The organism is Prodigiosinella confusarubida (genome assembly GCF_002847015.1).
Classification (GTDB): Bacteria; Pseudomonadota; Gammaproteobacteria; order Enterobacterales; family Enterobacteriaceae; genus Prodigiosinella; species Prodigiosinella aquatilis.
This window is the reverse complement of the sequence record NZ_CP025085.1, coordinates 3,641,988-3,667,028: the sequence shown is the minus strand read 5'-3', so window position 1 is coordinate 3,667,028 and position 25,041 is coordinate 3,641,988. Positions and strand designations below refer to the sequence as shown.

General features: G+C 47.4%; 22 protein-coding genes, 2 tRNA genes, 5 pseudogenes and 1 riboswitch. Of the genes and pseudogenes, 15 read left to right on the top strand and 14 right to left on the bottom strand.

The features are described 5' to 3' along the window. Nucleotides 1-33 precede the first annotated feature (33 nt). Together CWC46_RS16770 and CWC46_RS16765 are read left to right on the top strand one after the other, a co-directional pair. Nucleotides 34-107, top strand: a tRNA-Cys gene (locus tag CWC46_RS16770). 8 nt (nt 108-115) lie between these two features. Further along, nucleotides 116-202, top strand: a tRNA-Leu gene (locus CWC46_RS16765). Nucleotides 203-370: 168 nt separating this feature from the next. Here the strand turns inward: CWC46_RS16765 and CWC46_RS16760 are convergent. Next, a pseudogene (locus tag CWC46_RS16760) lies at nt 371-1,783 on the bottom strand (IS3 family transposase). A gap of 28 nt (nt 1,784-1,811) precedes the next feature. After that, nucleotides 1,812-2,000: an IS3 family transposase gene (locus CWC46_RS16755; protein WP_021015395.1), complete on the bottom strand. Its 189-nt coding sequence runs from the start codon at nt 1,998-2,000 to the stop codon at nt 1,812-1,814. Between the two features lie 64 nt (nt 2,001-2,064). On the opposite strand from CWC46_RS16755, the pseudogene CWC46_RS16750 reads away from it, so the two are divergent. The 4 genes and pseudogenes from CWC46_RS16750 to CWC46_RS16735 all read left to right on the top strand — a co-directional run. After that, nucleotides 2,065-2,499: pseudogene (locus tag CWC46_RS16750) on the top strand (primase-like DNA-binding domain-containing protein); the annotation flags it as partial. A gap of 195 nt (nt 2,500-2,694) precedes the next feature. Continuing rightward, the gene (locus CWC46_RS16745) at nt 2,695-2,973 is read left to right on the top strand and encodes a hypothetical protein (RefSeq protein ID WP_021015398.1); all 279 of its coding nucleotides are present in this window, start codon (nt 2,695-2,697) and stop codon (nt 2,971-2,973) included. Between the two features lie 32 nt (nt 2,974-3,005). Then, nucleotides 3,006-4,469, top strand: a complete 1,464-nt coding sequence (locus CWC46_RS16740) for an SEC-C domain-containing protein (protein WP_021015399.1) — start codon at nt 3,006-3,008, stop codon at nt 4,467-4,469. Nucleotides 4,470-4,783: 314 nt separating this feature from the next. After that, nucleotides 4,784-5,892, top strand: a protein-coding gene (locus tag CWC46_RS16735) for an IS3 family transposase (protein ID WP_101377514.1) whose coding sequence is annotated in 2 segments (ribosomal slippage) — nt 4,784-5,036 and nt 5,036-5,892 — 1,110 coding nt in all. Because the reading frame shifts where the segments join, the coding sequence is not laid out codon by codon here. A 17-nt stretch (nt 5,893-5,909) separates the two neighbouring features. Here the strand turns inward: CWC46_RS16735 and CWC46_RS16730 are convergent. Continuing rightward, nucleotides 5,910-6,089: pseudogene (locus CWC46_RS16730) on the bottom strand (transposase); the annotation flags it as partial. Nucleotides 6,090-6,162: 73 nt separating this feature from the next. Between CWC46_RS16730 and CWC46_RS16725 the strand changes: the two are divergent. Then, nucleotides 6,163-6,327 (top strand): annotated as a pseudogene (locus tag CWC46_RS16725) (IS4 family transposase); the annotation flags it as partial. 52 nt (nt 6,328-6,379) lie between these two features. Here the strand turns inward: CWC46_RS16725 and CWC46_RS16720 are convergent. From CWC46_RS16720 to CWC46_RS23685, 5 genes and pseudogenes are all read right to left on the bottom strand, one after another. Then, a complete protein-coding gene (locus tag CWC46_RS16720) occupies nt 6,380-7,234 on the bottom strand; it encodes a DUF4435 domain-containing protein (protein WP_021015403.1) in 855 nt (284 codons plus the stop codon). Continuing rightward, nucleotides 7,234-8,715 carry an AAA family ATPase gene (locus CWC46_RS16715; RefSeq protein WP_021015404.1) on the bottom strand — a complete coding sequence of 494 codons (1,482 nt, stop codon included), beginning with the start codon at nt 8,713-8,715 and terminating at the stop codon, nt 7,234-7,236. The genes CWC46_RS16720 and CWC46_RS16715 overlap by 1 nt, the downstream gene beginning before the upstream one ends. A gap of 201 nt (nt 8,716-8,916) precedes the next feature. Continuing rightward, a complete protein-coding gene (locus CWC46_RS23695) occupies nt 8,917-9,099 on the bottom strand; it encodes an IS3 family transposase (RefSeq protein WP_416354408.1) in 183 nt (60 codons plus the stop codon). Between the two features lie 77 nt (nt 9,100-9,176). Beyond that, nucleotides 9,177-9,559: pseudogene (locus tag CWC46_RS23690) on the bottom strand (DDE-type integrase/transposase/recombinase); the annotation flags it as partial. A gap of 185 nt (nt 9,560-9,744) precedes the next feature. Next, a complete protein-coding gene (locus CWC46_RS23685; RefSeq protein WP_021015407.1) occupies nt 9,745-10,041 on the bottom strand; it encodes an IS3 family transposase in 297 nt (98 codons plus the stop codon). A gap of 228 nt (nt 10,042-10,269) precedes the next feature. On the opposite strand from CWC46_RS23685, the gene CWC46_RS16705 reads away from it, so the two are divergent. Both CWC46_RS16705 and uvrB read left to right on the top strand, forming a co-directional pair. Then, nucleotides 10,270-10,698, top strand: coding sequence for a TOBE domain-containing protein (locus CWC46_RS16705; RefSeq protein WP_021015408.1), 429 nt, complete (start codon nt 10,270-10,272; stop codon nt 10,696-10,698). Between the two features lie 586 nt (nt 10,699-11,284). Next, nucleotides 11,285-13,297: an excinuclease ABC subunit UvrB gene (gene uvrB, locus CWC46_RS16700; RefSeq protein WP_021015409.1), complete on the top strand. Its 2,013-nt coding sequence runs from the start codon at nt 11,285-11,287 to the stop codon at nt 13,295-13,297. Here uvrB and yvcK read toward each other — a convergent pair whose 3' ends face one another. Next, a complete protein-coding gene (yvcK, locus tag CWC46_RS16695) occupies nt 13,298-14,248 on the bottom strand; it encodes a uridine diphosphate-N-acetylglucosamine-binding protein YvcK (RefSeq protein WP_021015410.1) in 951 nt (316 codons plus the stop codon). 396 nt (nt 14,249-14,644) lie between these two features. Continuing rightward, nucleotides 14,645-14,792: riboswitch (molybdenum cofactor riboswitch) on the top strand. Here yvcK and moaA point away from each other — a divergent pair. From moaA to CWC46_RS16665, 6 genes are all read left to right on the top strand, one after another. Next, entirely contained in the window at nt 14,780-15,769 is a 990-nt protein-coding gene (gene moaA / locus CWC46_RS16690; protein ID WP_021015411.1) for a GTP 3',8-cyclase MoaA, read from the top strand. It overlaps the preceding riboswitch by 13 nt. A 33-nt stretch (nt 15,770-15,802) precedes the next feature. Beyond that, nucleotides 15,803-16,315 carry a molybdenum cofactor biosynthesis protein B gene (moaB, locus tag CWC46_RS16685; RefSeq protein ID WP_021015412.1) on the top strand — a complete coding sequence of 171 codons (513 nt, stop codon included), beginning with the start codon at nt 15,803-15,805 and terminating at the stop codon, nt 16,313-16,315. Nucleotides 16,316-16,323: 8 nt separating this feature from the next. Further along, nucleotides 16,324-16,821 carry a cyclic pyranopterin monophosphate synthase MoaC gene (gene moaC / locus CWC46_RS16680; RefSeq protein WP_037380813.1) on the top strand — a complete coding sequence of 166 codons (498 nt, stop codon included), beginning with the start codon at nt 16,324-16,326 and terminating at the stop codon, nt 16,819-16,821. Further along, nucleotides 16,818-17,063, top strand: coding sequence for a molybdopterin synthase sulfur carrier subunit (gene moaD, locus CWC46_RS16675; RefSeq protein WP_021015414.1), 246 nt, complete (start codon nt 16,818-16,820; stop codon nt 17,061-17,063). The genes moaC and moaD overlap by 4 nt, the downstream gene beginning before the upstream one ends. 2 nt (nt 17,064-17,065) lie before the next feature. Beyond that, nucleotides 17,066-17,518, top strand: a complete 453-nt coding sequence (gene moaE, locus CWC46_RS16670; protein ID WP_021015415.1) for a molybdopterin synthase catalytic subunit MoaE — start codon at nt 17,066-17,068, stop codon at nt 17,516-17,518. A gap of 263 nt (nt 17,519-17,781) precedes the next feature. Then, nucleotides 17,782-18,492: a Bax inhibitor-1/YccA family protein gene (locus CWC46_RS16665; protein ID WP_021015416.1), complete on the top strand. Its 711-nt coding sequence runs from the start codon at nt 17,782-17,784 to the stop codon at nt 18,490-18,492. Between the two features lie 62 nt (nt 18,493-18,554). Here the strand turns inward: CWC46_RS16665 and clsB are convergent, their stop codons facing one another. The 5 genes from clsB to hlyD form a co-directional block, all read right to left on the bottom strand. Then, nucleotides 18,555-19,799 (bottom strand): cardiolipin synthase ClsB, encoded by a 1,245-nt coding sequence (clsB, locus tag CWC46_RS16660; protein WP_021015417.1) that lies wholly within the window; start codon nt 19,797-19,799, stop codon nt 18,555-18,557. Nucleotides 19,800-19,867: 68 nt separating this feature from the next. After that, nucleotides 19,868-20,974 (bottom strand): ABC transporter permease, encoded by a 1,107-nt coding sequence (locus CWC46_RS16655; RefSeq protein ID WP_021015418.1) that lies wholly within the window; start codon nt 20,972-20,974, stop codon nt 19,868-19,870. A 9-nt stretch (nt 20,975-20,983) separates the two neighbouring features. After that, nucleotides 20,984-22,156: an ABC transporter permease gene (locus tag CWC46_RS16650; RefSeq protein ID WP_051391471.1), complete on the bottom strand. Its 1,173-nt coding sequence runs from the start codon at nt 22,154-22,156 to the stop codon at nt 20,984-20,986. Further along, nucleotides 22,113-23,876, bottom strand: coding sequence for an ATP-binding cassette domain-containing protein (locus tag CWC46_RS16645; protein ID WP_021015420.1), 1,764 nt, complete (start codon nt 23,874-23,876; stop codon nt 22,113-22,115). The genes CWC46_RS16650 and CWC46_RS16645 overlap by 44 nt, the downstream gene beginning before the upstream one ends. Continuing rightward, complete coding sequence (gene hlyD / locus CWC46_RS16640) at nt 23,863-24,867, bottom strand: secretion protein HlyD (protein ID WP_021015421.1); 1,005 nt, start codon at nt 24,865-24,867, stop codon at nt 23,863-23,865. The genes CWC46_RS16645 and hlyD overlap by 14 nt, the downstream gene beginning before the upstream one ends. Nucleotides 24,868-25,041: the final 174 nt, after the last annotated feature.

Sequence of the window (25,041 nt, the reverse complement as noted above, 5' to 3'; positions counted from 1 at the left end):
TATCCTATAGTAGCTGCAAAGATTTTAAGGTAAGGCGCGTTGGCAGAGTGGCCATGCAGCGGATTGCAAATCCGCCTACCTCGGTTCGACTCCGGGACGCGCCTCCAAATTTTCGGCCCAGGTGGTGGAATCGGTAGACACAAGGGATTTAAAATCCCTCGGCGTACGCGCTGTGCGGGTTCAAGTCCCGCCCTGGGCACCATTGATTTAATTTAATAAAAATAATAAGTTATAAAATAATTCTATACCACCGCAAGGTGGTTTTTTTATGCCCTGAATTTGCCAGGTGGCGATGAAATGGCGATGGTGTGGCGATACTACTTTTCGGTTTCCGGTAGCTGTCAACGAAGTTGACACCCTTATTCGTTTTTTACGCTGCAGATTTTAGCCCGGTTTCTGGCTCGTCTGGATTCAACATTACTACATCTACCCGCTGCCACTGACGGCATGAGGCTGACCACCGTTCCGGTCGGGCTTTTTTAGCCATGTCATACAAGGCTTTTCGTTTTGCCAGCAGGCTTATATCTTCTCCCTGATGCCGTTGTTCTGGTGTGACATAACTGATCGCGCCATGCCGATGCTCCTTGTTATACCACCGGCTAAAGCCCTCCACCCAACGCCGGGCTTCTGCCAGATCCAGGAAGCCTGATGACGGCCACGACGGAACATATTTTAGCGTTCTGAACAGCGACTCTACATACGGATTATCGTTGCTGACTCGTGGTCGGCTGTGCGAACCCGTGATGCTCAGTTCTTCCAGTTTCGCTTTCAGCGTCTGGGATTTCATCGGCGCACCATTGTCGGCATGTAACACTAACGGATGGCGGTAACACCGTTCACGTGACACGGTGTGGTGCAGCAGCGCGGCCGCTCGCTCGCCGCTTTCCTCTTCGTGAACCTCGTAACCGACGATTTTACGGCTAAAAATATCTTCTATCAGATACAGATAAAACCAGCGGCCGCGAACCCTGGAGGCCAGCCAGGTGACGTCCCACGTCCACACTTGGCATGGCCCAACAGCCTGATAGCTGGTCGGTTTATTCACCTTCAGCGGTGCGCGGCTACGGCCACGGTGATGTACTTGACCCTGCCGCCGCAGTACCCGGTAAAACGTCGATTCACTGGCCAGATAGAGGCCCTTGTCCGCCAGCCGTGGGACGACGGTCTTCAGCCTGGTGATTCCAGCGCCGCCAGGTGCTCAGGCTTAACCCTGCTTCCCGACAAGCGGGGATCAGACGTGCACCGGCGTTCATGGCTTCACGTATCCATCGGATCAGTTGCACGCGTTCGTGAGCGGGGGTCAGTCGTCCTCGTCCGCCTCGCCGTAATACTGATTCAGCTTTTTTCTCAGGACCAGCAGGGCTGCCGCCTCCGCCAGGGCCTTTTCTTTGCGCGCCAATTCACGCTCCAGCCCTTTGATTTTCTTTTGGGCCTGTTTTTGCGACTGCCGGGTATCGACTTGTGGCGTCTGGAGAAAATCCTGTTTCCACTGCGCTATTTGTTCAGGATAAAGCCCTTTGCGACGGCAGTATTCGCTCAGTTCGGCTTCACTGAGTGTCGCGGTTTCAACGATGACGGCAAAACGGGCTTCTGTCGATCAAAGGTCTGTGGTTTTGTTGGCACCGGGCACTGGTTTTCCCTCCAATTTGGCTTGGACCCGCCAATGATAAAGGGTAGCTTCCGATATCCCTTCCTGTAGTGCAAGTGCGGTGACGGTCATGTTGTAAGGAGGAAGTAATTTAGCTAATACAGCGGCCTTACGCTCTGGTGAATAACGTTTCATAACAGGCTCCGTTGCCCCATAGAGATTTTCAGTTTGGGGTGTCAACTATCCTGCCAGAGGGGGCTGGTTTTCCTTCCAATTTGGCTTGGACCCGCCAATTATAAAGGGTAGCTTCCGATATCCCTTCCTGTTGTGCAAGTGCGGTGACGGTCATGTTGTAAGGAGGAAGTAATTTAGCCAATACAGCGGCCTTACGCTCTGGTGAATAACGTTTCATAACAGGCTCCGTTGCCCCCATAGAGATTTTCAGTCTGGGGTGTCAACTATCCTGCCAGAGGAGGGTGGTTATTCGCCACCTACTGACCCGGTTTGCAGACCAGGACGAAGCCCGGCGTTTTTTACACGAACAGCAGAAATCAGAAGAAGCACTGGCCATCAAGCGTGAAGGTGATTCGCTGGTGGACTTCTGCGGCTATCTGATGGCGTCAGTAGTGTGTGATGGCATGTTTATTGGCAATGCCGAGATAGTGCCGTTCAGCCCCTGTAAGTACCTGTATCACGCCTACCTGGCATACATGAGGGCCAATGGACTTAGTAAGCCGGTGTCGTTAATGCGGTTTGGTGCGGATATGCCTGGCGCAATGGCTGAGTACGGCAAGGAATATCAGAAGCGAAAAACAAAGCATGGCATAAGGTCAAATGTCACCCTGCACGATGACTCAGACGACTGGATGCCATCATGCGCCACGACTTCTGAAAACAGTCAGGCTGAGTAAAGTTATGGATAAAGTGTTCACCAGTATTCATTCTGTTAAAAAATTAATTAATAACATGGTGTTAAGTGGTGAACACTTATTTATGAAGTATTCACCACTTAACGCCATGAATTAATTTATAAATATTCATAAGGTGAACAGGTGAACACTTAAACGCATATTTTTTAATTTTATAACTCTGCGAGGATCTGAAAGATGGCAATTCAGAATGATGAAGTTGTGTATACCCGTGTATTACTTGAAAAAATCAAAGAGCATAAGGAGATGTCCGGTATTCCTGATGACAAGCGCGATCTACAAGTCATGCCGTTGAGCGAATACAAAACCATGGTCAACCGGGAGGCATTCTTCTTTGTGGATCATAACGGTTTTCTGCGTAGCCAGTTTTCCGGCGAGATTCTTGCGGCCAATCGCGAGCAACTAGATGCAATGATCTATCACTTGCAAATACTCCGAGATAAAATGGATGATTAGATTAAACATTCAGCACCGAACAGGAGCAAACAATGTTGAAAATTATAAAAAAAAATGAAGGTGTCAATCCAACGGAAAAGAGATTGATTTCTTTAGCGCAAAATGCATTCCTTGGCTTGTGGTCATATCCTAATGTTTATAGTAATGAAGGGTTTTCAAAGAACAAAACGGGCAAAGAAGTTTGTGATTTATTAGTTGTTTTTGAGAATAATGTAATAATTTTTTCTGATAAAGATATTGGTTTTAATTCTAAAATTGAATTATCGGTTGCTTGGAAAAGATGGTTTAGAGCATCAGTCAAAGATTCTATAAAACAATTATATGGTGCCGAGAAATTCATTCGTGAGCACAACGATCGTTTGTTTATTGATGCTTCGTGTGAAACCAAATTCCCTGTAAGATTCAGTGATGAGACTCGTTTTTTTCTTATTTCAGTCACTAACAATATTACGTCAGCAGCTCAAGCATTTTTTGATGATGTAGCAAAAGGTAGTTCAGGCACATTAATCAATGTGCCGTATTATAATATTGAAATTTGTATGGAGAAACCTTTTCATATTGGTGATTTCTTTCCGGGGAGGACATTTGTACACGTTTTTGACGAATTTTCTTTAAAGCTTATTTTAACTGAACTAGACACAATTAGTGATTTTGTAAGTTATTTAAAAGAAAAAGAGAGAGTGATAAGAAACGGCTACCTTGGTCTTAGCCCTGGAGAAGAAGATACTCTTGGTGCTTATCTCTTGGGGGAGGGGACTATAGTTGATGGTGATGATTTACCCGAAAATCATTTTGCGATAATTGCTGAACATGAATGGATTTCATATACTAAATCAATTAACTATCAAATACAGTTGTCATATAAAAAAGGTAGTTTTTTTTGGGATGAAACAATTGAAAGATTTTCAAATTCAATCTTGAATGCAACAGTTGGTATTGGTCGGGACAGTGATTTTCATAGCCACGAAGAAACTGTAAGGCAATTGGCATCAGAAAGTAGACGCGCTAGATATTATTTAACTAGAAGCTTTTTAGAAAAATTTAAAAGAGTTCCATCTGATAGGCGAAGTTCTAGGCTTGTTGAGTCAATTGATGAAAAAGGTAAGTTTTATCTTTATATTTTTCTTCCTAGAAGTAAAGGGCAATCCTATGATGACTATCGCTTGGAAAGACTATCATGCGTGCAAGACTATTCATTAGTGGCTAAGTACAGATGTCCGGATATAAAAAAATTGATATTAATTGCTACTGAAAGCAAAGATTCAGAGGGTCGTTCAGAAGATATAATGTATTGCAGGTTTGATTCTCCATTGAGTAAAGATGAGAGAAATTTAGCAAGACGTATCTGCAAAGAATGTAAGGTATTAAGTGATCTTATTCAACGTGTTTGTGGTGATAATGAAGAACGTACGACTTTTATTCGGAAAGATAAAATTGAGAGGAATGAACCTTGTTATTGTGGCTCAGGGCTGAAATATAAAAAATGCCATGGCTAGAAATGTAAATTATTTGTTCGCCAGTTATCAAAGACGTTCGCAATCGAAAGCTCTTATTTACTCATGGGTTTTTATATATACCTTAAGGAGTGGCACTCAGACGTGAGCCGCCACTGGTCGTTAAATCAAGCTGTAGCGAATACAGCCTGTGGGATGCAGAAAAAGATTTAACGGCCATCCCTCCCGCGCTAGTTTCACGTCTCAACGTTAATTGTTACGGAAACCACTCCATGAAGAAACTGTAGTCCCTCCTGAATTTAGTCTTACCGCACAATGGAGCTCTCTGGTTAAAATACAACCAACGGAGGCTCATCATGAAGAAAGCGCGTTTCACTGAAACTCAGATCCTACGTGTTTTGAAAGAGGTTGAAGGTGGTCGGCATGTGAAGGATGTGTGCCGAGAAAACGGTGTGTCGGAAGCCAGCTATTACAATTGGAAAGCCAAATATGGTGGCATGGAATCCTCTGATATCAAACGAATGAAAGAGCTGGAAGAGGAAAATCGCCGATTAAAGCAAATGTACGCATCCCTTAGTTTAGATCATGAAATTCTTAAGGATGTTGTATCAAAAAAACTTTAACGGTGCCTGAGAAGCGTGAGCTGGTGCGTTACGTCATGACGGAACATCAGGCCAGCGAACGACGCGGGTGCCGGATTATCGGTATTAGTCGAAGCCTGTTGCATTATTGCCCGAACACGGCGCGGGATCTGCCCGTGGTCGAGGCATTACAAAAACTTGCACATCAGCATCCGGCCTATGGTTTTGGCCTTATGTTCAATAAGTTACGTCAAGCAGGATTATCGTGGAATGCAAAACGGGTTTACCGGATCTACCGATTATTAAAACTGAACCTTCGGTGTAAAGGAAAAAAACGCTTACCTAACAGGCATCCACAGCCGTTGGTTATTCCGCATAAAATGAACCACTGTTGGTCAGTTGATTTTATGAGTGATGCCTTGATCGACGGGCGGCGATTCAGGTTATTTAACGTCGTCGATGATTTTAATCGGGAAGCGCTGGCAATCGAGGTTGATTTGAATATACCAGCTCATCGCGTTGTACGCATCCTGGAGCGGTTAAGTGCTGAAAGAGGCTATCCGGCATTTATACGCAGCGATAACGGGCCAGAACTTACAGCCGCTGCTTTAGCTGAATGGGCAGAGTTGCACGGCGTGATACTCGATTTTATTCAGCCAGGCAGGCCAATGCAGAACGGATTTATTGAGCGATTTAACAAAACGCTACGAACAGAAATACTCGATATGTATCTGTTCAGAACACTGTCAGAAGTCCGTGTGCTAACAGAAGACTGGCGCGCAGAATATAACGAAGAACGTCCGCATAGCTCACTGGGTGATATGCCACCCGTTATCTATGCGAGGCAAAAACTGGCCGGAGATCCTCATTGGCGGTGGTACTAAAAACCGGAGGGACTACACTCCAGATCTTTCATCTTTTTGATATCCGAAGCTTCCATACCGCCAAACTTCGCTTTCCAGTTGTAGTACGAGGCCTCGGATATCCCCGCTTCGCGACAGACATCTTTGACGGTACGTCCAGCTTCGACAGACTTCAAAACGGCAATGATCTGGTGTTCAGTGAATCGGGCTTTACGCATGACGATCTCCTCAGGGAACATACTCAGTATGTCGGAAGATCTCTAAAAGTGAATGGTTCGGTTTACCGGGATACTTACATATCAGGCCAACAGTCTGAAATCGCGGCGTGTCATATCGTACCTGACGTTAGCGGAGAATGTCCTGCGACACTCTCCGCTAACGTTAAGACGAACGGTGCTGAGCACCGTTCTTAACCACCTCGCCAACACTTACCGAAGTATGGTGTTGCTTTATTAGCGCTGATTTTATGGGGATCCTTCAGCGCCGAAGCGAGTTTTATTCAAATTATTTAAGAAAATCGTTTGATTTCGTCTGGTATAGGGGTTGCGCAAGCTAGCCTTCTCCTTTCTAACATCAAAGGATCTTTTGTTATTTTTAAATTTATATCACCTGATAAATGTGATTTTAATGACGACAGCCATAATTTTATAAATTCAAAGACATATTTACCTTTTATGGCTCTCTCATATGGTAAGACATCAAAAATAACTATGAGTTTTTTAGCATCCTCAGAATTTTCGTCAACTTCATACCCTATTAATTTGGCATTCTCTTTAACTCTAATGTTTTTGTATTCTAGGTTTATAATTGAAGATATTTTTTCATAAAATTTTGCTTTACCTTTTATGTTATGGTTAACAAAAAGAGGTTTGCATAATTCTTTTGCTATAGATTGGAATTTTTCAAAGTCAGACTCGAAGTCATCTTTAATTCTATCGAGTAAATCGAGACGAGTAATATCCATTTTGAATTCGTCTTTCAAATAACTTTTTGTTGAGTGCGAGTTGATAATGTAATTTTCAATAGAATAACATGATAGAGTTACTATGTTCTCTGAATTATGCTCAAAAGTATCAAAATCATGATCTACAAAAAAGTAACAGTTAGCTAGTATTTCTTGATCATTATGTTGAAGAGCATTTTCGTAAAGTCTTATTATCTGTTTTTTACCTTTTGCTATTATATGCCCAGCATTAATATATATAGAATTTTGCTTCATCCATTCATCATACACGGGGTAATCATCAGTGCCTTCAAATACGAAAATTTTATCAAATGTAGATGTTTTTAGTAAGATCTCTTGTTTTAATGAACTTTTAGAAGAGACTTCTTTTTTCATTGTATTCAACAAGGCTGTTCTCATCAGAAATTACCTTTGCGTACTTTCATGGCTGTTGCATAGTTATCTAGTTCATTGTCAAAAATAAATGGTGAATGCGTTATTGCAATTACTTGCGTAACATTCTCACCTGCATTTAAATCTGGCAAAATCATTCTTTGCCAATCTATAGATAATGAAAGTTCTGGTTCATCAATCAATATTATTTTAGGTGTATTGTCATTAAGATAAATTGTGGCCATTAGTGAAATGACTTGCTTCTCACCTGAAGATAAATCATTTAAGGAAATACGTTCTCCAGTATAACTATCCTTAACAATAACCTCCAAACTTTGAGGGTCAAACGTTAAGGATTTTGAATCACCTGCTGATGACAGATATTTATCGCAAACAGCAACAAATTTCTCAATCTTCGACTCTTGCTCTTTAGTTTCTTGAATAACTGAATTAAGTTGACTTAAAAAATAACTCAAATATGTGATGTCTTTAATCGAGTCATTAACATACAATTCCTTTAGAGATTCAATTAAAGAGTTTTTCTTTGTTTCTGATACTCTCCTTGCCCGCTGACTGCTACCAGTGTTTTCAACACGATTGAGAAATCTCTCTAGATCTTCAATAGAAGGAAGTACATTTTTCTTCTTTATTACCCTATTATTGTTTCCGTTTTGGATTAAGTCTTCAAGCATTTTTGCACTTAAGGATCTATAGCCAAGATTAGAAGTTCTTTCGATATCTAACGTTAACCCTTTTAAAGCCTCTTCAACATCTTTCAATCCATAGGAAATACCATCGCGTTGTAATTTCATCCATCTTCTTCTGGAGAGCCATCGGTTTGGGTTTATAGCTCTTTCATCCCGAGATGCTGTCTCAAAATTTTTTTCAACTCTACGATAGGTAGGCAGAAAAACTACATCTAAATTTCTAAACTCTTCGGCAATAATTTTTAGCACGTCATTTTTTTCAAACTGGGTTCTTAAGTTACTCTGCTCATTGGCTTTTATTTTTTTACCGACAACATCTTTTAATTCATTTAATATATGATTAATATAATCTTTGGGGAATGCTGTGGCGTTGTATAGAGCATTATGTAGACTACTAGCTAATGTGTCATCGTAATATTCATTGTTTACTGAATCAGCTAATTTCTTTGAAAACTTTGTAATATCTTTATCATCCCAGAGTGAATCACTAAAAGGAAGTCTCTCATTGAGAAAGGACTTTATTTCTTTTAATGGGATTAAAGATGATCTGGTATTTTTGATTTCAAGTTCATTGTGACCCGATATCTTAATAAAGATTGATTTAAAATCAATTCTCATTAAACTTACAAAGTCTTTCTCGAGGAGAAGTCTTATTGCATTGAGTATTGTTGTTTTACCTGTTCCATTCTCGGATACAAATATTGTCGTTTTACCTTTCATGGTCATAGTAATATCTTTATAACCATGAATTCCAGTCATTCTAAAATATTCAATGGGGTAATTATTACTTCCAGTCATCATGTATCCCTTCGTTAGTACTACTAAAATTGGTACAAGAAATAGGAAACTATATCTTCTTAAATGTACTCATGTAGTGGAGATTAATAATAATTTATTCATACAACATAATTTTGTTTAATTCAACTATCACAAGCAAAATTAACTGTCCATGAGTACATAGTGTGTTAAGAGTGATCCTACCCACGTAATGTGGACACAGCCCTAAGCGAGGTTCTGGTTTTCAAATTGTTCCGGGCTAAGACCGCCACAGGCACTGTGGTGCCGCCACCGATTGTAATCACACTCGATATAATTAAACACCGTCGTCCGCATGATTTCCCTGCTGACAAAGTGTTCTCCGTAGATACATTCCACTTCAGTGAGTGGAAAAAGCTTTCCACACAGGCGTTATCGTAGCAACAGCCCTTTGCACTCATGCTGCCCTGCAGATTATGCCGTTTCAGCAGGCTCTGGTAATCCCCTGAACAATACTGGCCGCCACGATCGGTATGAACGATAACATTTTTCGGTCGCTTACGACGCCAAAGCGCCATTTGCAGCGCATCACAAGCCAGTTGCGCCGTCATTCGTGACGACATGACCAGCCAATCACAGCGCGTGACCACAGGTCAATGACCACCGCCAGATACGGCCAGCCTTCATCTGTGCGAAGATACGTGATGTCGCCTGCCCACTTCTGGTTCGGATCGCTGGCGCTGAAGTCCTGCTTCAGCAGGTTTTCTGATACTGGCAGGCCATGCTCACGATAGTTGACCTGACTGAATTTGCGGCTGGCTTTCGCCCGCAACCCCTGACGACGCAGACTGGACGCAATGGTTTTGATGTTGTACTCCGGCAGCGCCATAGCAAGACGCGGCGCATTGAATGCGCTACGGACAGCCTCATCACAAGTGAGCCGGAACTGCTGACGCGGGGTTGTCTGGCAACGACGGATACGCCAGGCATACCAGCCGCTGCAGGCAATCCGAAGCACCCGACACATCACGTTGATATTGAACTCTGCCTGATGCTTTTCGATGAAGACATACTTTATTTCAGGCGCTTCGCAAAGTATGTCGCGGCCTTTTGGAGGATGGCCAGTTCTTCATCACGCTCAGCCAGTTGGCGCTTCAAACGGGCATTTTCAATTGCCAGCTCATTTTCGCGCTCAGACGAGGTCAGTTGTTGCTGTTGCTTGCTGCGCCAAGCATAAAGCTGGGATTCATACAGGCTGAATTCGCGGGCGGCGGCGACACCGATGCGTTCAGCCAGTTTCAGGGCTTCATTGCGGAATTCGGGTGTGTACTGTTTACGGGACGCTTTACTGGTTGATACTGGTTTTGTCATGAGTAATCACCTCTGGTTGAGAGTTTACTCACTTAGTTGTGTGTCCACTAATGGTGGGTAAGATCAGGTGTTCCAGCCACTATTTTATTGAGTTGTGTTGGAAGCATTGTGTTGTGCGTCATAGTGAGGTATTACACTATAAAGTGTGGGCTATTGGGTGTTGTAGTCACCGCCATATGGATTGAGCTAGACATGTGTCATTTAATAGACAAATGAAAAGGAGTAACTATGTCAGTTTCTGCAAGAAATCAATTAACAGGTATTGTTTCAGGTGTCATTCCTGGGGCGATTAATAATGAGGTTATACTGACGCTGGATGGCGGAGAGCAACTGGCAACCGTGATTACCAAGGCGAGTTGTGACTCTTTGGGCTTAGCTCCGGGTAAAACGGCGATCGCTTTGATCAAAGCGCCTTGGGTTATCTTGGCATCGGTGGATTGTGGGTTGAATTTTTCAGCGCGTAATCAGTTTGCAGGGACAGTGAAACATGTTATTAAAGGTGCGGTGAATTCTACAGTGCATATCGAAACTGTTAATGGATTAAAACTGACATCTAATATCACTAATGAAAGCATAGATGAAATGGCAATTGCGAAAGGAAGCGAAGTGATTGCTTTAATTAAAGCATCTAATGTGATTTTAGCGACCCCAAAATAATATTTTCTGGCGTTGTTTATTTTAATGATGAACTCTGATATTCCCTGATATGTTATCGGGGAATTTATTTATCAATATATCTGTTATAACTCAAATATGTTGTAATGATGATTCTCAATATAGGCACGATCACTTCTTTATGTATTTTGATGGTTACTGTCATAAGAGTCAGAATACATTTTACCCTTATCAAGAACGTTAATATAGTGATGGGGACACGATATGAAATGTATTTCATCGGAACGAAAAGTCCCGCCGCATTGACCAAAATGTTGCCACGTATAACGTGAATGTTACCTCAGTTGCGCAAATGAATGGGGATATTGAAAGTGACTTTATATCGCTGGTGTCATCAGGCAAAAGCAGAGGGGAAAATAGAAAATAGTGTCGGGTGCAGACAAAACAGCAACCATGGTCAGCACAAGGCCACCACAAGCCGCGGGAGATTCACTCGGTTGTCGTCTTCCTGTACTGGGTATATATTCAGTATTATGTGAGTGGTAACATCGATGGCGGATTTTCATAATGCAGAGTGTCTGTTATCGTCGTCCTGGTTTTGTCGTTTTTTCATCAGGTATCCCCGGCTATGAGCAAAGTATTTAAACTGTATTCGGATTTTCAACCCGCAGGCGATCAACCTGAGGCTATTCGCCGGTTGGAGGAAGGGCTGGAGGATGGGTTGGCGCATCAGACCTTGTTGGGGGTAACGGGGTCCGGTAAGACGTTCACTATTGCCAACGTGGTTGCGGATCTCAACCGCCCGACGATGGTGCTGGCGCCGAACAAGACGTTGGCGGCCCAGCTTTATAGTGAAATGAAATCGTTTTTCCCGGACAACGCCGTGGAATATTTCGTTTCGTATTATGATTACTATCAACCCGAAGCCTATGTCCCGAGTTCGGATACCTTCATTGAGAAAGACGCTTCGGTCAACGAACATATTGAACAGATGCGGCTATCCGCCACCAAAGCGTTGCTGGAACGGCGCGATGTTGTCGTGGTGGCATCGGTATCAGCGATTTATGGTCTGGGTGATCCAGATCTTTATCTGAAGATGATGCTACATCTGACTCAAGGTATGTTGATTGACCAGCGAGCCATTTTGCGTCGGTTGTCCGAATTGCAGTACGCCCGTAATGATCAGGTTTTTCAGCGCGGCACGTTTCGTGTCCGGGGCGATGTTATCGATATTTTCCCGGCTGAATCGGATGAAGTTGCACTGCGCATCGAACTATTTGATGAAGAAGTGGAGCGGTTGTCGCTGTTTGATTCACTCACCGGACAGATCATGCAAAATGTGCCACGCTACACCATTTATCCCAAGACACATTATGTGACGCCGCGCGAACGTATTCTGCAAGCGATGGAAGATATAAAGGTTGAGTTGGTTGACCGTCGTAAGGTGTTGCTGGACAACAATAAATTGGTAGAAGAGCAACGTCTGAGCCAGCGAACCCAATTTGATCTGGAGATGATGAATGAACTGGGTTATTGCTCAGGGATTGAAAACTACTCACGCTTCCTCTCTGGTCGCGGTCCGGGCGAGCCGCCTCCTACCTTATTTGACTATCTGCCAGCCGATGGTTTGTTGGTCATTGACGAATCACACGTGACCATTCCGCAACTGGGGGGAATGTACCGTGGCGATCGGGCGCGTAAAGAGACACTGGTGGAGTACGGTTTTCGTCTGCCGTCGGCGTTGGATAACCGGCCGATGCGGTTTGAGGAGTTTGAGTCGCTGGCGCCGCAAACCATCTACGTTTCGGCGACGCCAGGTAAGTACGAGCTGGAAAAATCCGGTGGTGAGGTGATCGATCAAGTCGTGCGTCCTACCGGTTTGTTGGATCCGGAAATTGAAATCCGACCAGTAACGACGCAGGTGGATGACCTGTTGTCGGAAATCCGTAAACGCGCCGTCATTAATGAGCGGGTGCTGGTCACCACACTGACCAAACGCATGGCGGAGGATTTGACCGAGTATCTGGAAGAGCATGGCGAACGGGTGCGCTATCTTCACTCTGATATCGACACGGTTGAACGGGTGGAAATCATCCGGGATCTGCGATTGGGTGAGTTTGATGTGCTAGTGGGGATTAACCTGTTGCGGGAAGGACTGGATATTCCGGAAGTATCTCTGGTGGCAATCCTGGATGCCGATAAGGAGGGTTTCCTGCGCTCCGAGCGTTCACTGATTCAGACCATTGGCCGTGCTGCCCGTAATCTTAAGGGGCGAGCCATTCTTTACGCGGATAAAATCACGCCGTCGATGGAGAGGGCGATTAGTGAAACGCAACGCCGCCGCGAAAAACAGCGGGAATATAATGAAAAACATGGCATTACACCTCAGGGCCTTAATAAGAAAGTTGGCGATATATTGCAGATTGGTCAGTCTGCCCACGGTAGAGGTAAAGGTCGCAGCAGGAAAGCGGCTGAACCGGTAGCCGAGTATCAGCTACTGACGCCGAAAGCGCTGGAGCATAAAATCCACGAACTGGAGAGTAAGATGATGATGCATGCGCAAAACCTGGAATTTGAGGAGGCGGCACAATTGCGTGATCAGGTTCATGCATTACGGGAACAATTTATCGCAGTGTCCTGATTATCTTACTATCGCTGACAACTCGTCGGCGCTGAATGTGCAAACTTCCAGTAACGGTAACACTCGTTCCAGCGCTTTGCGCAGCAGTTGCCGATCATGATGATGTGGCATATCGGTAGCTTCCAGAGGCTGTTGAATGATAACTCGTCCCGTTATCAGACTGACATTCACCTGTGGGCTGACCACAACAGCGTCAACAATTCTGCGTCCTACTTTGGTTTCAATAATCGACAGTTTTTGCAATAGCGTCAGGTTCGCGGCGGGCTGATTGAGCTCTCTGCTCAGATTACCGATATAGACCATGGGGGCTTGGGTTTGGCGTAGCGCCCAGGTTAAATCGTCCAGCAATAGCAGCGGCATTAGGCTGGTCAGAAAACTGCCAGGGCCGATCAGTATCAAGTCGGCTTCGGCGATGGCCTCCAGGGCTTCCGGAGTGGCAGGCACTGCTGGATATAACATCAACTCCTGCGGCAAAACAGACAGTTTATCGATTTCCACTTCGCCGTACACCTGATCTCCCTGAGCATCAATCGCCAGCAGATCTGCCGGGTGTTCGGACATGGGAATCAGGGACGCATCTACGTTGAGCAAATTACGGATCAGATTAATGGCTTCCAGTGGGCGCACACTCAGGTTGTCGAGTGCTTTAAGCATCAGGTTTCCTAAATTATGCCCCGCCAGTTCGCCCTTGCCATGAAAGCGGTATTCAAACATGGCTGAAGCCACGCTAGGTGTGGTGATGAGCTGATTCAGGCAATTACGGGTATCTCCCCAGGCAATGCCGCCCTCGGAACGACGAATCCTGCCCGTTGAACCGCCATTATCGGTCGTGGTGACAATCCCCGTTAGCCGGGAACCCAGAAAGGAGAGCGATGACATCACGCGTCCCAGTCCATGTCCACCACCTAACGCCACCACGCGATCAAGGTCAGTCAACGTGCGATTACTCATAGATACCCTTATCGAATTTATGTAAAAAATGGCGCGATGATATATATCAGAAAGGGGACTGAATCTGAATCAGAGTCGACTGTTTATTTATTTGCCATAAGTCGATGTGCTGAATAACCCTTGATATAACCTTAGCCAATTTGTTACCAGACGTGTGAATTTTTAACATACATAGAGTGATTATGATCGTGAGTACAAAAATGGAAAATGTCGTGTGGAGCATGACCTGAAACAAACCGAGAGCAGTTTTTTCCGGTATGCTATCAGGACATAAAGTGAAGAAAATCCGTTATATACACAAATATATATCGTATTTTCAGTGACTATCTGTCGATTTTGGCGATAGACTTTACGATGTAATCAAGGTTCTGTGGTGACATCTGTCAAGACAGTTGCTATAGGATCAAACTCCTAGCCTTGGTGCCTACGTTATGTATGAGTTTGCATAATAGGGTGCCCTGGCCGTGGCTCTTGTGGTCACCAGGGTGCAGGGTAGAAATGCCGGCATCTCCCGTATTTGGAAAGGTGTTTATGGTGAGTCAACTGACTGATGCGTTTGCGCGCAAGTTTTACTATCTGCGTCTGTCGATTACGGATGTTTGCAATTTTCGCTGTACCTACTGTCTGCCTGATGGTTATCAATCCCATGGACTTAACCCCCACACTTTTTTATCGCTAGACGAAATTCGCCGTGTCAGCCGTGCTTTTGCGGCACTGGGTACGGAAAAAGTGCGTTTAACCGGCGGTGAGCCGTCACTGCGCCGTGATTTTGTCGACATCATTGCCGCAATTCGTGAAAACCCGGCTATTCGCACGTTAGCGGTCACCACCAATGGTTATCGGCTGACGCGTGATGTGGCCCAATGGCGTGATGCGGGACTGACAGCACTGAATGTCAGCGTGGACAGCCTTGATGCCCGTCAGTTTCATGCCATTACCGGGCAGGACAAGTTTCGTCAGGTCATGGCGGGTATTGATGCAGCGTTTGCCTGCGGATTCAGTAAGGTCAAGGTCAATACCGTATTGATGCGGGATGTCAATGACGGCAGCCTGGATACGTTTCTGGCCTGGATTAAACCACGGCCGATCCAACTGAGGTTTATCGAATTGATGGAAACCGGGGATGGGCGGGAACTGTTTCGCCGTCACCATGTTTCTGGTGAAGTGCTCCGCGATCGCCTGTTATTGCAAGGCTGGCAGCGGCAAGAACGTCAACGCAGCGATGGCCCGGCACAGGTGTTTTGTCATCCTGATTATCAAGGTGAAATCGGCCTGATCATGCCATATGAAAAAGATTTCTGTCAGAGTTGTAACCGGCTGCGAGTTTCAGCGATCGGTAACCTTCATTTGTGCCTGTTTGGCGAACAGGGAATCCCATTACGCGATCTGTTGGCCGATGACGGGCAGCTTGACGATTTGAAGATGCGGATTTCCGGTGGGTTGCTGATGAAAAAGCAGACCCATTTCCTGCATGATGGCAATAGCGGTATCACGCAGAATCTGTCCTTTATTGGCGGTTGATACTGCCGTTCATTGATTTGTAAGGAGCCAGTTATGAGTAAGGTCAGCAGTGAGTTTATCCCGTTGCGTATTGCGGTGCTGACGGTCTCCGCGCATCGCACTGAGGCTGATGATACCTCGGGAGATTATCTGCGCGAAGTGGCGCAGGAGGCAGGCCATCAGATTATTGCCAGCGCGATAGTAAAAGAGAATCTATACCAGATTCGTGCCCAGATTTCTGCCTGGATCGCCAGTGATGATGTGCAGGTGATTCTGATCAATGGTGGAACCGGGTTTACACCGGGTGATGTGGTGCCAGAGGCCATCAGCGTTTTGTTTGATCGTGAAATTGAAGGATTTGGTGAATTGTTCCGTATGGCATCGTATGAAGAGATCGGTACCGCGACCATTCAGTCGCGGGCGATTGCCGGGCTGGCAAATTGTACAGTGATATTTGCCATGCCGGGGTCGACCAAAGCCTGTCGTACCGCCTGGGAACGCATCATTCAGGAACAGCTAGATGCACGCCAGAAACCCTGCAATGTTCATCCACATCTGAAGAAATAGCGGTAACTATGACACAACTGACGCAGACACAACTGACTCACATTAATGCCGCAGGAGAAGCCATCATGGTGGATGTTTCCGCCAAGGTGGAGACGGTACGGGAAGCCCGCGCCGAGGCATTCGTGGAAATGGCGCCGCAGACGCTGGCCATGATTATCGATGGCCGTCATCACAAAGGTGATGTGTTTGCTACCGCCCGCATCGCGGGAATTCAGGCGGCAAAGCGTACCTGGGAGTTAATTCCGCTATGCCACCCTCTATTATTGAGTAAGGTCGCGGTGGAGCTGGAAGCTCAACCCGAGCACAATCGGGTGCGCATTGAATCGGTGTGTCGTCTGACCGGTAAGACCGGTGTGGAAATGGAAGCGCTGACGGCGGCATCGGTGGCGGCGCTGACTATCTATGACATGTGCAAGGCGGTACAAAAAGATATGGTGATTGGCCCGGTACGGCTGTTGTCGAAGAGTGGGGGTAAATCCGGCGATTTTAAGGCGGACGTAGTATGATTAACGTACTGTTTTTTGCGCAGGTTCGGGAATTGACCGGAACCGGGCAACTTGCTCTGCCCGCTGACTATGCCACGGTTGAGGTGTTGCGCCAGGCATTGTGTGAGCAAGGGGATCGCTGGGCGCTGGCGCTGGAAGAGGGCAAGCTGTTGACCGCGGTGAATCAGTCGCTGGTGGACATGCACCATCCGTTGCAGGATGGGGATGAAGTGGCATTTTTCCCGCCAGTGACGGGAGGCTGATGATGGAGCAGACACGCATTCATGTAGGTGAAGCCGGGTTTAATGTCGGTGAAGAGTATAACTGGCTGGCCCAGTGTGACGAAGATGGTGCCGTGGTCACCTTTACCGGCAAAGTGCGTAACCACAATTTAGGTGAACACGTCAGTGCGTTAACGCTGGAGCATTATCCCGGCATGACGGAAAAAGCGCTGGCGGACATCGTGGCTGAGGCCCGTTCCCGCTGGCCGTTACAACGCGTCAGTGTCATTCATCGTATCGGGGCGTTTTATCCTGGCGATGAAATCGTGTTTGTCGGTGTGACCGGCGCGCATCGCAGTACCGCCTTTGATGCCGCTCAGTTCATTATGGACTATTTGAAAACCCGCGCCCCATTCTGGAAACGGGAAGCGACGCCAGAGGGTGATCGCTGGATCGAGTCTCACGATAGCGACAAACAGGCTGCCGAACGCTGGTGATATCAGTGCAAGGTGCGGATGTCCGGCCAAATATATGTTATGGCGAATGACCGTCAGTAGTCCAGCACCACAATCATGCGCTCATCGTTCTGATCTATTGCGGGGCAGAGCGGGTAAGTCTGCCGAGGATATCTCAATTCAGAGATTATCTCTGCGAGCAGATCTTTGGGGTTACCTATTGCTGTGGTATTTTGTGTTAAGCTATGGACGAAGAGGTGGGCTCATCGAGTCCCGTGTGTTTCACTTAAAGTAAAGGTAGCATCATGGATCGATATCCACGTTCCAACGATTCGATTGTCCAGCGGGTTGGCACCGGCATACAAGCCTATATGGCGCAGGTGTATGGCTGGATGACCTGTGGCCTGTTGCTGACGGCGTTTGTCGCCTGGTATACAGCACATACGCCTGCGGTACTCCATCTGGTATTTTCCAGTCAGATCACCTTTTTTGGTTTGATCATTGCGCAACTGGGGCTGGTATTTGTGATTTCCGGCATGGTGCAACGCCTTAGCGGTGCAGTGGCCACCAGCCTGTTCATGCTTTATTCCGCGCTGACCGGTCTGACTATTTCCAGTATTTTTATTCTTTATTCCGGTGCATCCATCGCCAGTACGTTTTTGATTACGGCGGGCATGTTTGGCGCCATGAGCCTGTATGGTTATACCACCAAGCGTGATTTGAGCGGTATGGGCAGTATGCTGTTTATGGCGCTGATTGGTATTGTGCTGGCGTCGGTAGTGAATTTTTGGCTGAAGAGTGAAGCGCTGATGTGGGCGGTGACCTATATCGGTGTGATTGTGTTCGTGGGCCTGACAGCTTATGACACTCAGAAACTGAAAAACATTGGTGAACAGCTTTCTGAGGATGATAAAGATAGCTTCCGCAAATACTCCATTGTGGGGGCGTTGACGCTGTATCTGGACTTCATCAACCTGTTCCTGATGTTGTTGCGTATTTTTGGCAACCGCCGCTGATGACCGAATCATTGTGATGAAAATGGGGCCAATTGGCCCCATTTTTTTGGTATGGCTCAGTATTATATCTCTTTATTGTCGGTTTCAACATGCTCTGGTTTCATCTCTTCCAACGTGGCTGATTCTGATGATCTAACCAGTGATAACCGGGGAACATGTGCCGGGAACCAGCCGACCATCGCCGGGAAATGGCGCAGAAAATGGAATACCACGACATTTTTGATAAATTGCCAGTGAGTGCGTTTAGGCAACTGATCGGCATCAATCAGATGGCAATCATCATTGATGATTTGCTGAAGATTGTCGCGGAGCTGCTGGTTGAAGTCGCGATCATGAATGAATAGATTCGCCTCCAGATTCAGCGCCAGGCTTAACGGGTCGAGGTTACTGGAACCGACAGTGGTCCAATGGTCGTCCTGAACGGCCACTTTGCCGTGTAAGGGGCGACGCTGATACTCATAGATTTCTACTCCGGCAGCCATCAGATAGCGATAAAGCAGGCGTGCGCCTGTCCGGACGATAGGAATGTCGGGGTGCCCCTGAATGATCAGTTTGACTCTCACGTTGCGCCGTGAAGCGCTACGCATGGCCCGCAGTAACCGGTAGCCAGGGAAAAAGTAGGCGTTGGCAATAATAATTTCACGTTTGGCCTGGCGCAGCATATACAGATAATGTTTTTCGATATCGTTACGGTGTTCGCCGTTATCCCGATAAACGAACAGGGCTTGTGCATCGCCAGGGTTTTTATTGCGAATCGGACGACGAAATCGGTGTCGCCACCATTGCCGCGGCTCCTTTTTACCGGACAGCATCGCGAGCGCGTTGCGGTAGATGTCATCCACGATCGGACCTCGGACTTTCACTGCATAATCCTGCTTGGCTTCTGGACCATAATCGATCATCTGTTCAGCGGAATAATTAATCCCACCGATGTAGGCCATTTCACCGTCAACAACCACGATTTTGCGATGTAGGCGACGAAACAGATTGGTTCTCATGCCAAAGAAGCGTGGCTGTGGATCGTAGAAGCGCACGCGCACGCCAGCGTTAATCAGGGGGGCAAGAAACACGACGGATAAATCATGGGAACCGTAGTCATCCACCGTAACATCGATACTGACGCCATTCTGTGCCGCAGTGAGCAAGGCGGACTGCAATTGATATCCTACATTGTCTTCATGCCAGATAAATGTTTCCAGTATTACCCGGCTACGGGCCTGGCGAATGGCAGTAAACACACTGGGGTAAAATTCGTCACCGTTCACCAGCAGTTCAATCTGGTTGTCGTCGCGCCACGCCATTTTCATCAATTGTGTTCCTGCTATAAGTCAGTGTTGTCAGTATGCCGTACCGTGCACTGCATTTGTTCTGTGTTTTATGCAATTTTGCGTCGGAACATCCAGTAGGCCACACTGCCCGTCGTGGCGGTGATCACCAGCAACGGCCACAGGCTATGCCAGATAATGTCAAAGCTGGCATCTTTCAGGTAAATCTGTTTGGTGATGTCGGTAAAATGTCGGATAGGGTTAACCCAGGTGATATTTTGCAACCATTGCGGCATGTTTTCCACCGGTGAAACATAACCGGAGAGCAGTATCGCTGGCATCATAAAGACAAATACTCCGATAAACGCCTGCTGTTGAGTAGAGCACAATGAGGAGATCAGCAGGCCGAATCCGACCAGCGACAACCCGTAAATCAGCATAGAGGCATAAAACAGCAGTAACGAACCGGCAAACGGGATGCGATACGCCAGAATGCCTGCCGCCAGCACAATCGAGGCTTGAAACGTGGCGACAATCAGTGCGGGTATGGCCTTGCCGACGAAAATCTGCCAGGTGGAGAGTGGTGAAACCAGTAACTGTTCCAGCGTTCCCTGCTCACGTTCTCTGGCCACGGAAAGGGATGTCACAATCAGCACGCCAATGGTGGTGATCATGGCGATAAGTGATGGCACTACAAACCATTTGTAATTCAGATTGGGATTGTACCAGTTACGAACGACCAGCTCGCTGTTATTAAGGCGGGTTTGGTCGTTCGTCAGTTCCAACTGGTAATTCCGTACGATGTGTTGTATATCGTTGGCGGCGATTTGGGCGCTGTTAGAGTGTCGGCCATCCAATATTACCTGGAGTGCGGTGCTATTGCCGCTGGCCAGATTGCGGGAAAACTGCGGAGGAAAGCGGATCAGCAGTAAAGCCCGCTGGTTATCCAATGTTGGGACTATTTCCTGTGGGCTATGTAACATCACCACATGGGAAAATGCCTTGGCTTCGGCAAACCGTTGTGTCAGTTCTACCGATGCCTGGCCGTTATCTTCGCTGTATATGGCGATGGTCGCGTTGGTCACATCCAACGTAGCCGCAAATGGGAACAGTACAACCTGAATGATCACCGGCATTATCAAAATGGTCCGGGTTTGTGGTTCTCGCAGCAGTGACTGTAATTCCTTTCTTATCAGTGTCCACAGACGATAAAACATAATGGATCCCTAATCCAGCCTGCGCCGGGTTTGCCAGGCGGTCAGACCAATAAAAATGACGGTGGAAGCAATCAGAAATAGTAAGTTGACGACCAGTACGCTGCCGATATTGCCGGCCAGAAACAGGGTCTGTAGCGTACTGACAAAATAGCGGGCCGGTATGATATAGGACACGGCTCGTACCAGTTCGGGCATACTGTCGATTTCAAACACAAATCCTGAGAGCATCACGGCTGGCAAAAAGGCGGCATTCAGCGCCACCATCGCGGCATTGAACTGGTTGCGGGTGAGGGTGGAAATCAACAGCCCCATCCCCAAAGTACAGGCCAAGAACAGACTGCTGATGCCGAACAGTAACCACAACGATCCCCGGTACGGTACGCCTAGCACGAACACGGATACCACCATGCACAGCACCATGACGGCCATACCAAGAACATAGTACGGTAACAGTTTGCTCAGCAGAAGTTCGGCACGTGTTACCTGCGTCGACAACAAGGCCTCCATGGTGCCTCGCTCCCATTCGCGGGCAATCACCAAAGACGTCAGGATGGCGCCAATTACCGTCATGATGATGGTAATGGCACCGGGGATAATAAAGTGTTTGCTGATGGCCGCGGGGTTAAACCAGTAGCGTGTTTGTACCTCAATCGGCAATTCGAATTCCTGTCCCCGGTCGCTGGCGCGTTGTTGTTGCCAGATTTGCCATACTCCTTCGGCATAGCCTTGTACGAAATTGGCGGTGTTAGGCTCGCTGCCATCCGTGATCACCTGTATTGGCGCACTAACCCGAGGTCGGGCCATCTGTTCGGCAAAGTCGCTGGGAATGACGATCAATCCGCGGATACGGCCTGCCTGCATGAGAGAAATCAGATAGGGTCGATTATCGCTGATAGTGGGTTCCAGATATGGCGATCCGGCAAAGGCACGAACCAGGCTGTGAGCATCGTCGCTCTGCTGTTCCACTAAGATGCCGACATGCAGATTGCTGGAATCAAGGTTGATACCATAGCCGAAAATAAACAGCAGCATTAGCGGAATCACAAAGGCGATTAATCCACTGCTGGGATCGCGCAGAATCTGGCGGGTTTCCTTCAGACACAGTGCCCGCAGGCGACGCCAGGAAAAGCGGGTGTCATCATGGGGTTGAAACATGGGACGATTCCTCAGCTTCCTCATCATATTCCTGTACCAACGCGATAAACGCCTGCTCCATCGTGGGATCGGAAAGCGTATCACTGGCGACCTGCTGTTTGAGGTCGTCTGGTGTACCGTTGGCAATCAGTTTTCCATGGTAAATCAATCCAATACGATCACAATATTCAGCCTCATCCATAAAATGGGTGGTTACCATCACCGTGACACCTTTATCTACCATTCCGTTAATATGCAGCCAAAACTCCCGGCGGGTGATCGGGTCGACACCGGATGTTGGTTCATCCAGAAACAGAATGTCGGGTTCATGCATCAGGGCGCAGGCTAACGCCAGCCGTTGTTTGAAACCCAGCGGCAATGAGTCGGGGGTTTGGTGATAGATAGGCCGGAAATTGAAGGCTTCGGTCATTTCCGTCATTTTTTCCTGTTGACGCGTGCCGCGCAGACCATAGACACCGGAAAAAAATCGCAGATTCTGTTCCACCGTCAGGTTGCCGTATAGCGAGAATTTTTGCGCCATATAGCCCAGATGCTGACGCACCTTGCCAGAACCGGTTTTCAGGTCCATATCCAGCACCAGGGCTTTACCTGACGTGGGCACCAGGAGTCCGCACATCATTTTGAATGTGGTAGACTTTCCCGCGCCATTAGGGCCAAGCAGGCCGAATATTTCTCCGCGTTTTACGCTAAAGTTCACATGATCGGTGGCGGTGAAGTCACCAAATTTTTTCGTTAGTTGTTGAGCTTCAATCACCGTTTCGTCTGCGTGAATCTCAATCTGTGGCATGATTTTTGCCAATGACGACGTTTCGGCCGGGCCACCGCCCAATAGGTCGATAAACGCATCTTCAAAACGAGGTTCTGTGTTCTCTACACTGTCTGGCGATAACGCCAGTGCCTGAAACAGTGCTTCCCGATCGGCGTCTGGTTTCAGGATCAACCGGACAGAGCGTCCCTGGATCACCCCGTCACTGACCTGTGGCTGACACAGTGCCTTTTGCAGTAACTGCCGATGGCTGCCGGTCATACTATTGACCAATATACTGCGACCGGACATTTTTTGGGTGAGATCCTGCGGTGGGCCACGATATAAGAGTTCACCTTCGTTAAGCAGCAGAATATCGCGACACTGTTCGGCTTCGTCCAGATATGAGGTGCTCCATAAAATCAACATACCGTCGTCAGCGAGTTCATGCACCATCCGCCACAACTCACGTCGGGAGATAGGGTCGACACCCACACCGGGTTCATCCAGGAGTAGCACATTGGGTTGACCCAACAGCGTACAGGCCAGCCCTAGTTTCTGTTTCATACCACCAGAGAGTTTGCCCGCCAGCCGTTTAGTAAAGTGGGTGAGATCGGTGAAGGCCAACAATTGTTCAAATGTCGTACGCCGCTTCTCGCCAGTGATGCCACGCAAATCGGCATAGAGCGTCAGGTTTTCTATTACCGTCAAATCTTCATATAACCCGAATTTTTGCGGCATATAACCTAAAATGGCGCGTAGCTGACGATCGTCTGCCACCGGATCCAGTTCCATGACCCGCATAGTGCCCGAACTGGGGGTTAGTAGTCCGGCCAACATGCGCAACAGTGTCGTTTTTCCGGCACCATCCGGCCCCACCAGACCGGTTACTGCACCGCTATCGATCTCTGCTGTCAGACGGGCCAATGCCGGTTTTTCTTGTCCGGGGAAGCTTTTTTCCAGCGCCTCAAAAATGATTCGCGTGGAATTATTTTCCGGCATGCTGACTATCCTGTGCAAAACGTAATGTTACCGGCATTCCCTGGCGTAAGCCGTTGTCCGCATCGTTCACGATGATACGCAAACGGTATACCAGTGCAGTGCGCAGATCTTCTGTCTCAACATTCTTTGGTGTGAATTCGGCACTGGGAGAAACGAACCCAACTTTACCGTGATAGGGTTTGTCTGGCCGGCCGTCGGTATAAATCAGTACCTCGCGACCCGGCACCGTACGGCCGAGATTGACTTCACTGACGTAAGCGCGGATCCAGACCGGTCGTGTCAGCGACAGCGTAAATACAGTACTGCCTGAGCTGAGCATACTGCCCGCTTCGGCGGCGCGGGTAAGGATGACCCCGGCGGAAGGAGAATGCAGCTTCGTATCCTGTAAATTCAGCATCGCCTGTGCCTGAGCAGCCTCAGCTTGCGCTAGCGAGGCTTCGGACGCTGCTATTTCCTGAGGTCGGTTACCCCGTTCATACTGGCTCAGCTTTTCTAACGCCGCTTGCAGATTAGCCCGGTCCTGATCCTTCGAAGCTCTGGCGTCTTCCAGCGTATCGGCGGAAATGGTGTGCTTTTTCCATAGTTCGAGTTGGCGTTGATAGAAGCTGTTGGCATAATCATAAGCGGCTTTTGTCTGCGCGGCCTGAGAACGCACCTGCGCTATTTCTTCGCTGCGATACCCCTCTTGCAATAACGCCAGTTGTGCACGGGCATTGGCAGTATCCGCTTCGGCCTCATGCAATGCATTCTGGTAGGGAGCGCTGTCCAGTTGCGCCAGCAGTTGCCCTGGTTGGATGGTGTCGCCTTCATCGACTTTCAGATCTGCCAGCCGTCCGTCGACCCGGAATCCCAGATTGACAGTGCGAATGTCCACGTTGCCATAGAGCGTAAGCGGCTGTTCCTGATGCTGGCGATAGAGGGTTACGCCATAAGTAACGGCGACGATCAACACCAGACCAATAATTACCATTATCCCTGTTTTTTTGTTCATGGTTCTCCCGGTTCCTCGTTATCACCTTGATAATTCAATCCATTGTTAAGGATTAGTCTGTTAATCAGAATCGGCCGCTATCAGGCTGCGTCGGAGAGTAACGACGGGTGACTATGGCGCAGGTAGTCAGCGTTTACCTGTCAGCGGTAATACTTTTAGTGTATACGCCTTTAT

Coding starts and splice junctions, on each gene's coding strand:
- CWC46_RS16650 (WP_051391471.1), bottom strand. CDS start 22,156: ATGATGAGGAAGCTGAGGAATCGTCCCATGTTTCAACCCCATGATGAC.
- CWC46_RS16705 (WP_021015408.1), top strand. CDS start 10,270: ATGTCAGTTTCTGCAAGAAATCAATTAACAGGTATTGTTTCAGGTGTC.
- uvrB (WP_021015409.1), top strand. CDS start 11,285: ATGAGCAAAGTATTTAAACTGTATTCGGATTTTCAACCCGCAGGCGAT.
- moaC (WP_037380813.1), top strand. CDS start 16,324: ATGACACAACTGACGCAGACACAACTGACTCACATTAATGCCGCAGGA.
- moaA (WP_021015411.1), top strand. CDS start 14,780: ATGGTGAGTCAACTGACTGATGCGTTTGCGCGCAAGTTTTACTATCTG.
- CWC46_RS16740 (WP_021015399.1), top strand. CDS start 3,006: ATGTTGAAAATTATAAAAAAAAATGAAGGTGTCAATCCAACGGAAAAG.
- yvcK (WP_021015410.1), bottom strand. CDS start 14,248: ATGAGTAATCGCACGTTGACTGACCTTGATCGCGTGGTGGCGTTAGGT.
- moaD (WP_021015414.1), top strand. CDS start 16,818: ATGATTAACGTACTGTTTTTTGCGCAGGTTCGGGAATTGACCGGAACC.
- CWC46_RS16720 (WP_021015403.1), bottom strand. CDS start 7,234: ATGAGAACAGCCTTGTTGAATACAATGAAAAAAGAAGTCTCTTCTAAA.
- moaB (WP_021015412.1), top strand. CDS start 15,803: ATGAGTAAGGTCAGCAGTGAGTTTATCCCGTTGCGTATTGCGGTGCTG.
- hlyD (WP_021015421.1), bottom strand. CDS start 24,867: ATGAACAAAAAAACAGGGATAATGGTAATTATTGGTCTGGTGTTGATC.
- moaE (WP_021015415.1), top strand. CDS start 17,066: ATGGAGCAGACACGCATTCATGTAGGTGAAGCCGGGTTTAATGTCGGT.
- CWC46_RS16665 (WP_021015416.1), top strand. CDS start 17,782: ATGGATCGATATCCACGTTCCAACGATTCGATTGTCCAGCGGGTTGGC.
- CWC46_RS16745 (WP_021015398.1), top strand. CDS start 2,695: ATGGCAATTCAGAATGATGAAGTTGTGTATACCCGTGTATTACTTGAA.
- CWC46_RS16755 (WP_021015395.1), bottom strand. CDS start 2,000: ATGAAACGTTATTCACCAGAGCGTAAGGCCGCTGTATTGGCTAAATTA.
- CWC46_RS23685 (WP_021015407.1), bottom strand. CDS start 10,041: ATGACAAAACCAGTATCAACCAGTAAAGCGTCCCGTAAACAGTACACA.
- CWC46_RS16715 (WP_021015404.1), bottom strand. CDS start 8,715: ATGATGACTGGAAGTAATAATTACCCCATTGAATATTTTAGAATGACT.
- CWC46_RS16645 (WP_021015420.1), bottom strand. CDS start 23,876: ATGCCGGAAAATAATTCCACGCGAATCATTTTTGAGGCGCTGGAAAAA.
- clsB (WP_021015417.1), bottom strand. CDS start 19,799: ATGAAAATGGCGTGGCGCGACGACAACCAGATTGAACTGCTGGTGAAC.
- CWC46_RS16655 (WP_021015418.1), bottom strand. CDS start 20,974: ATGTTTTATCGTCTGTGGACACTGATAAGAAAGGAATTACAGTCACTG.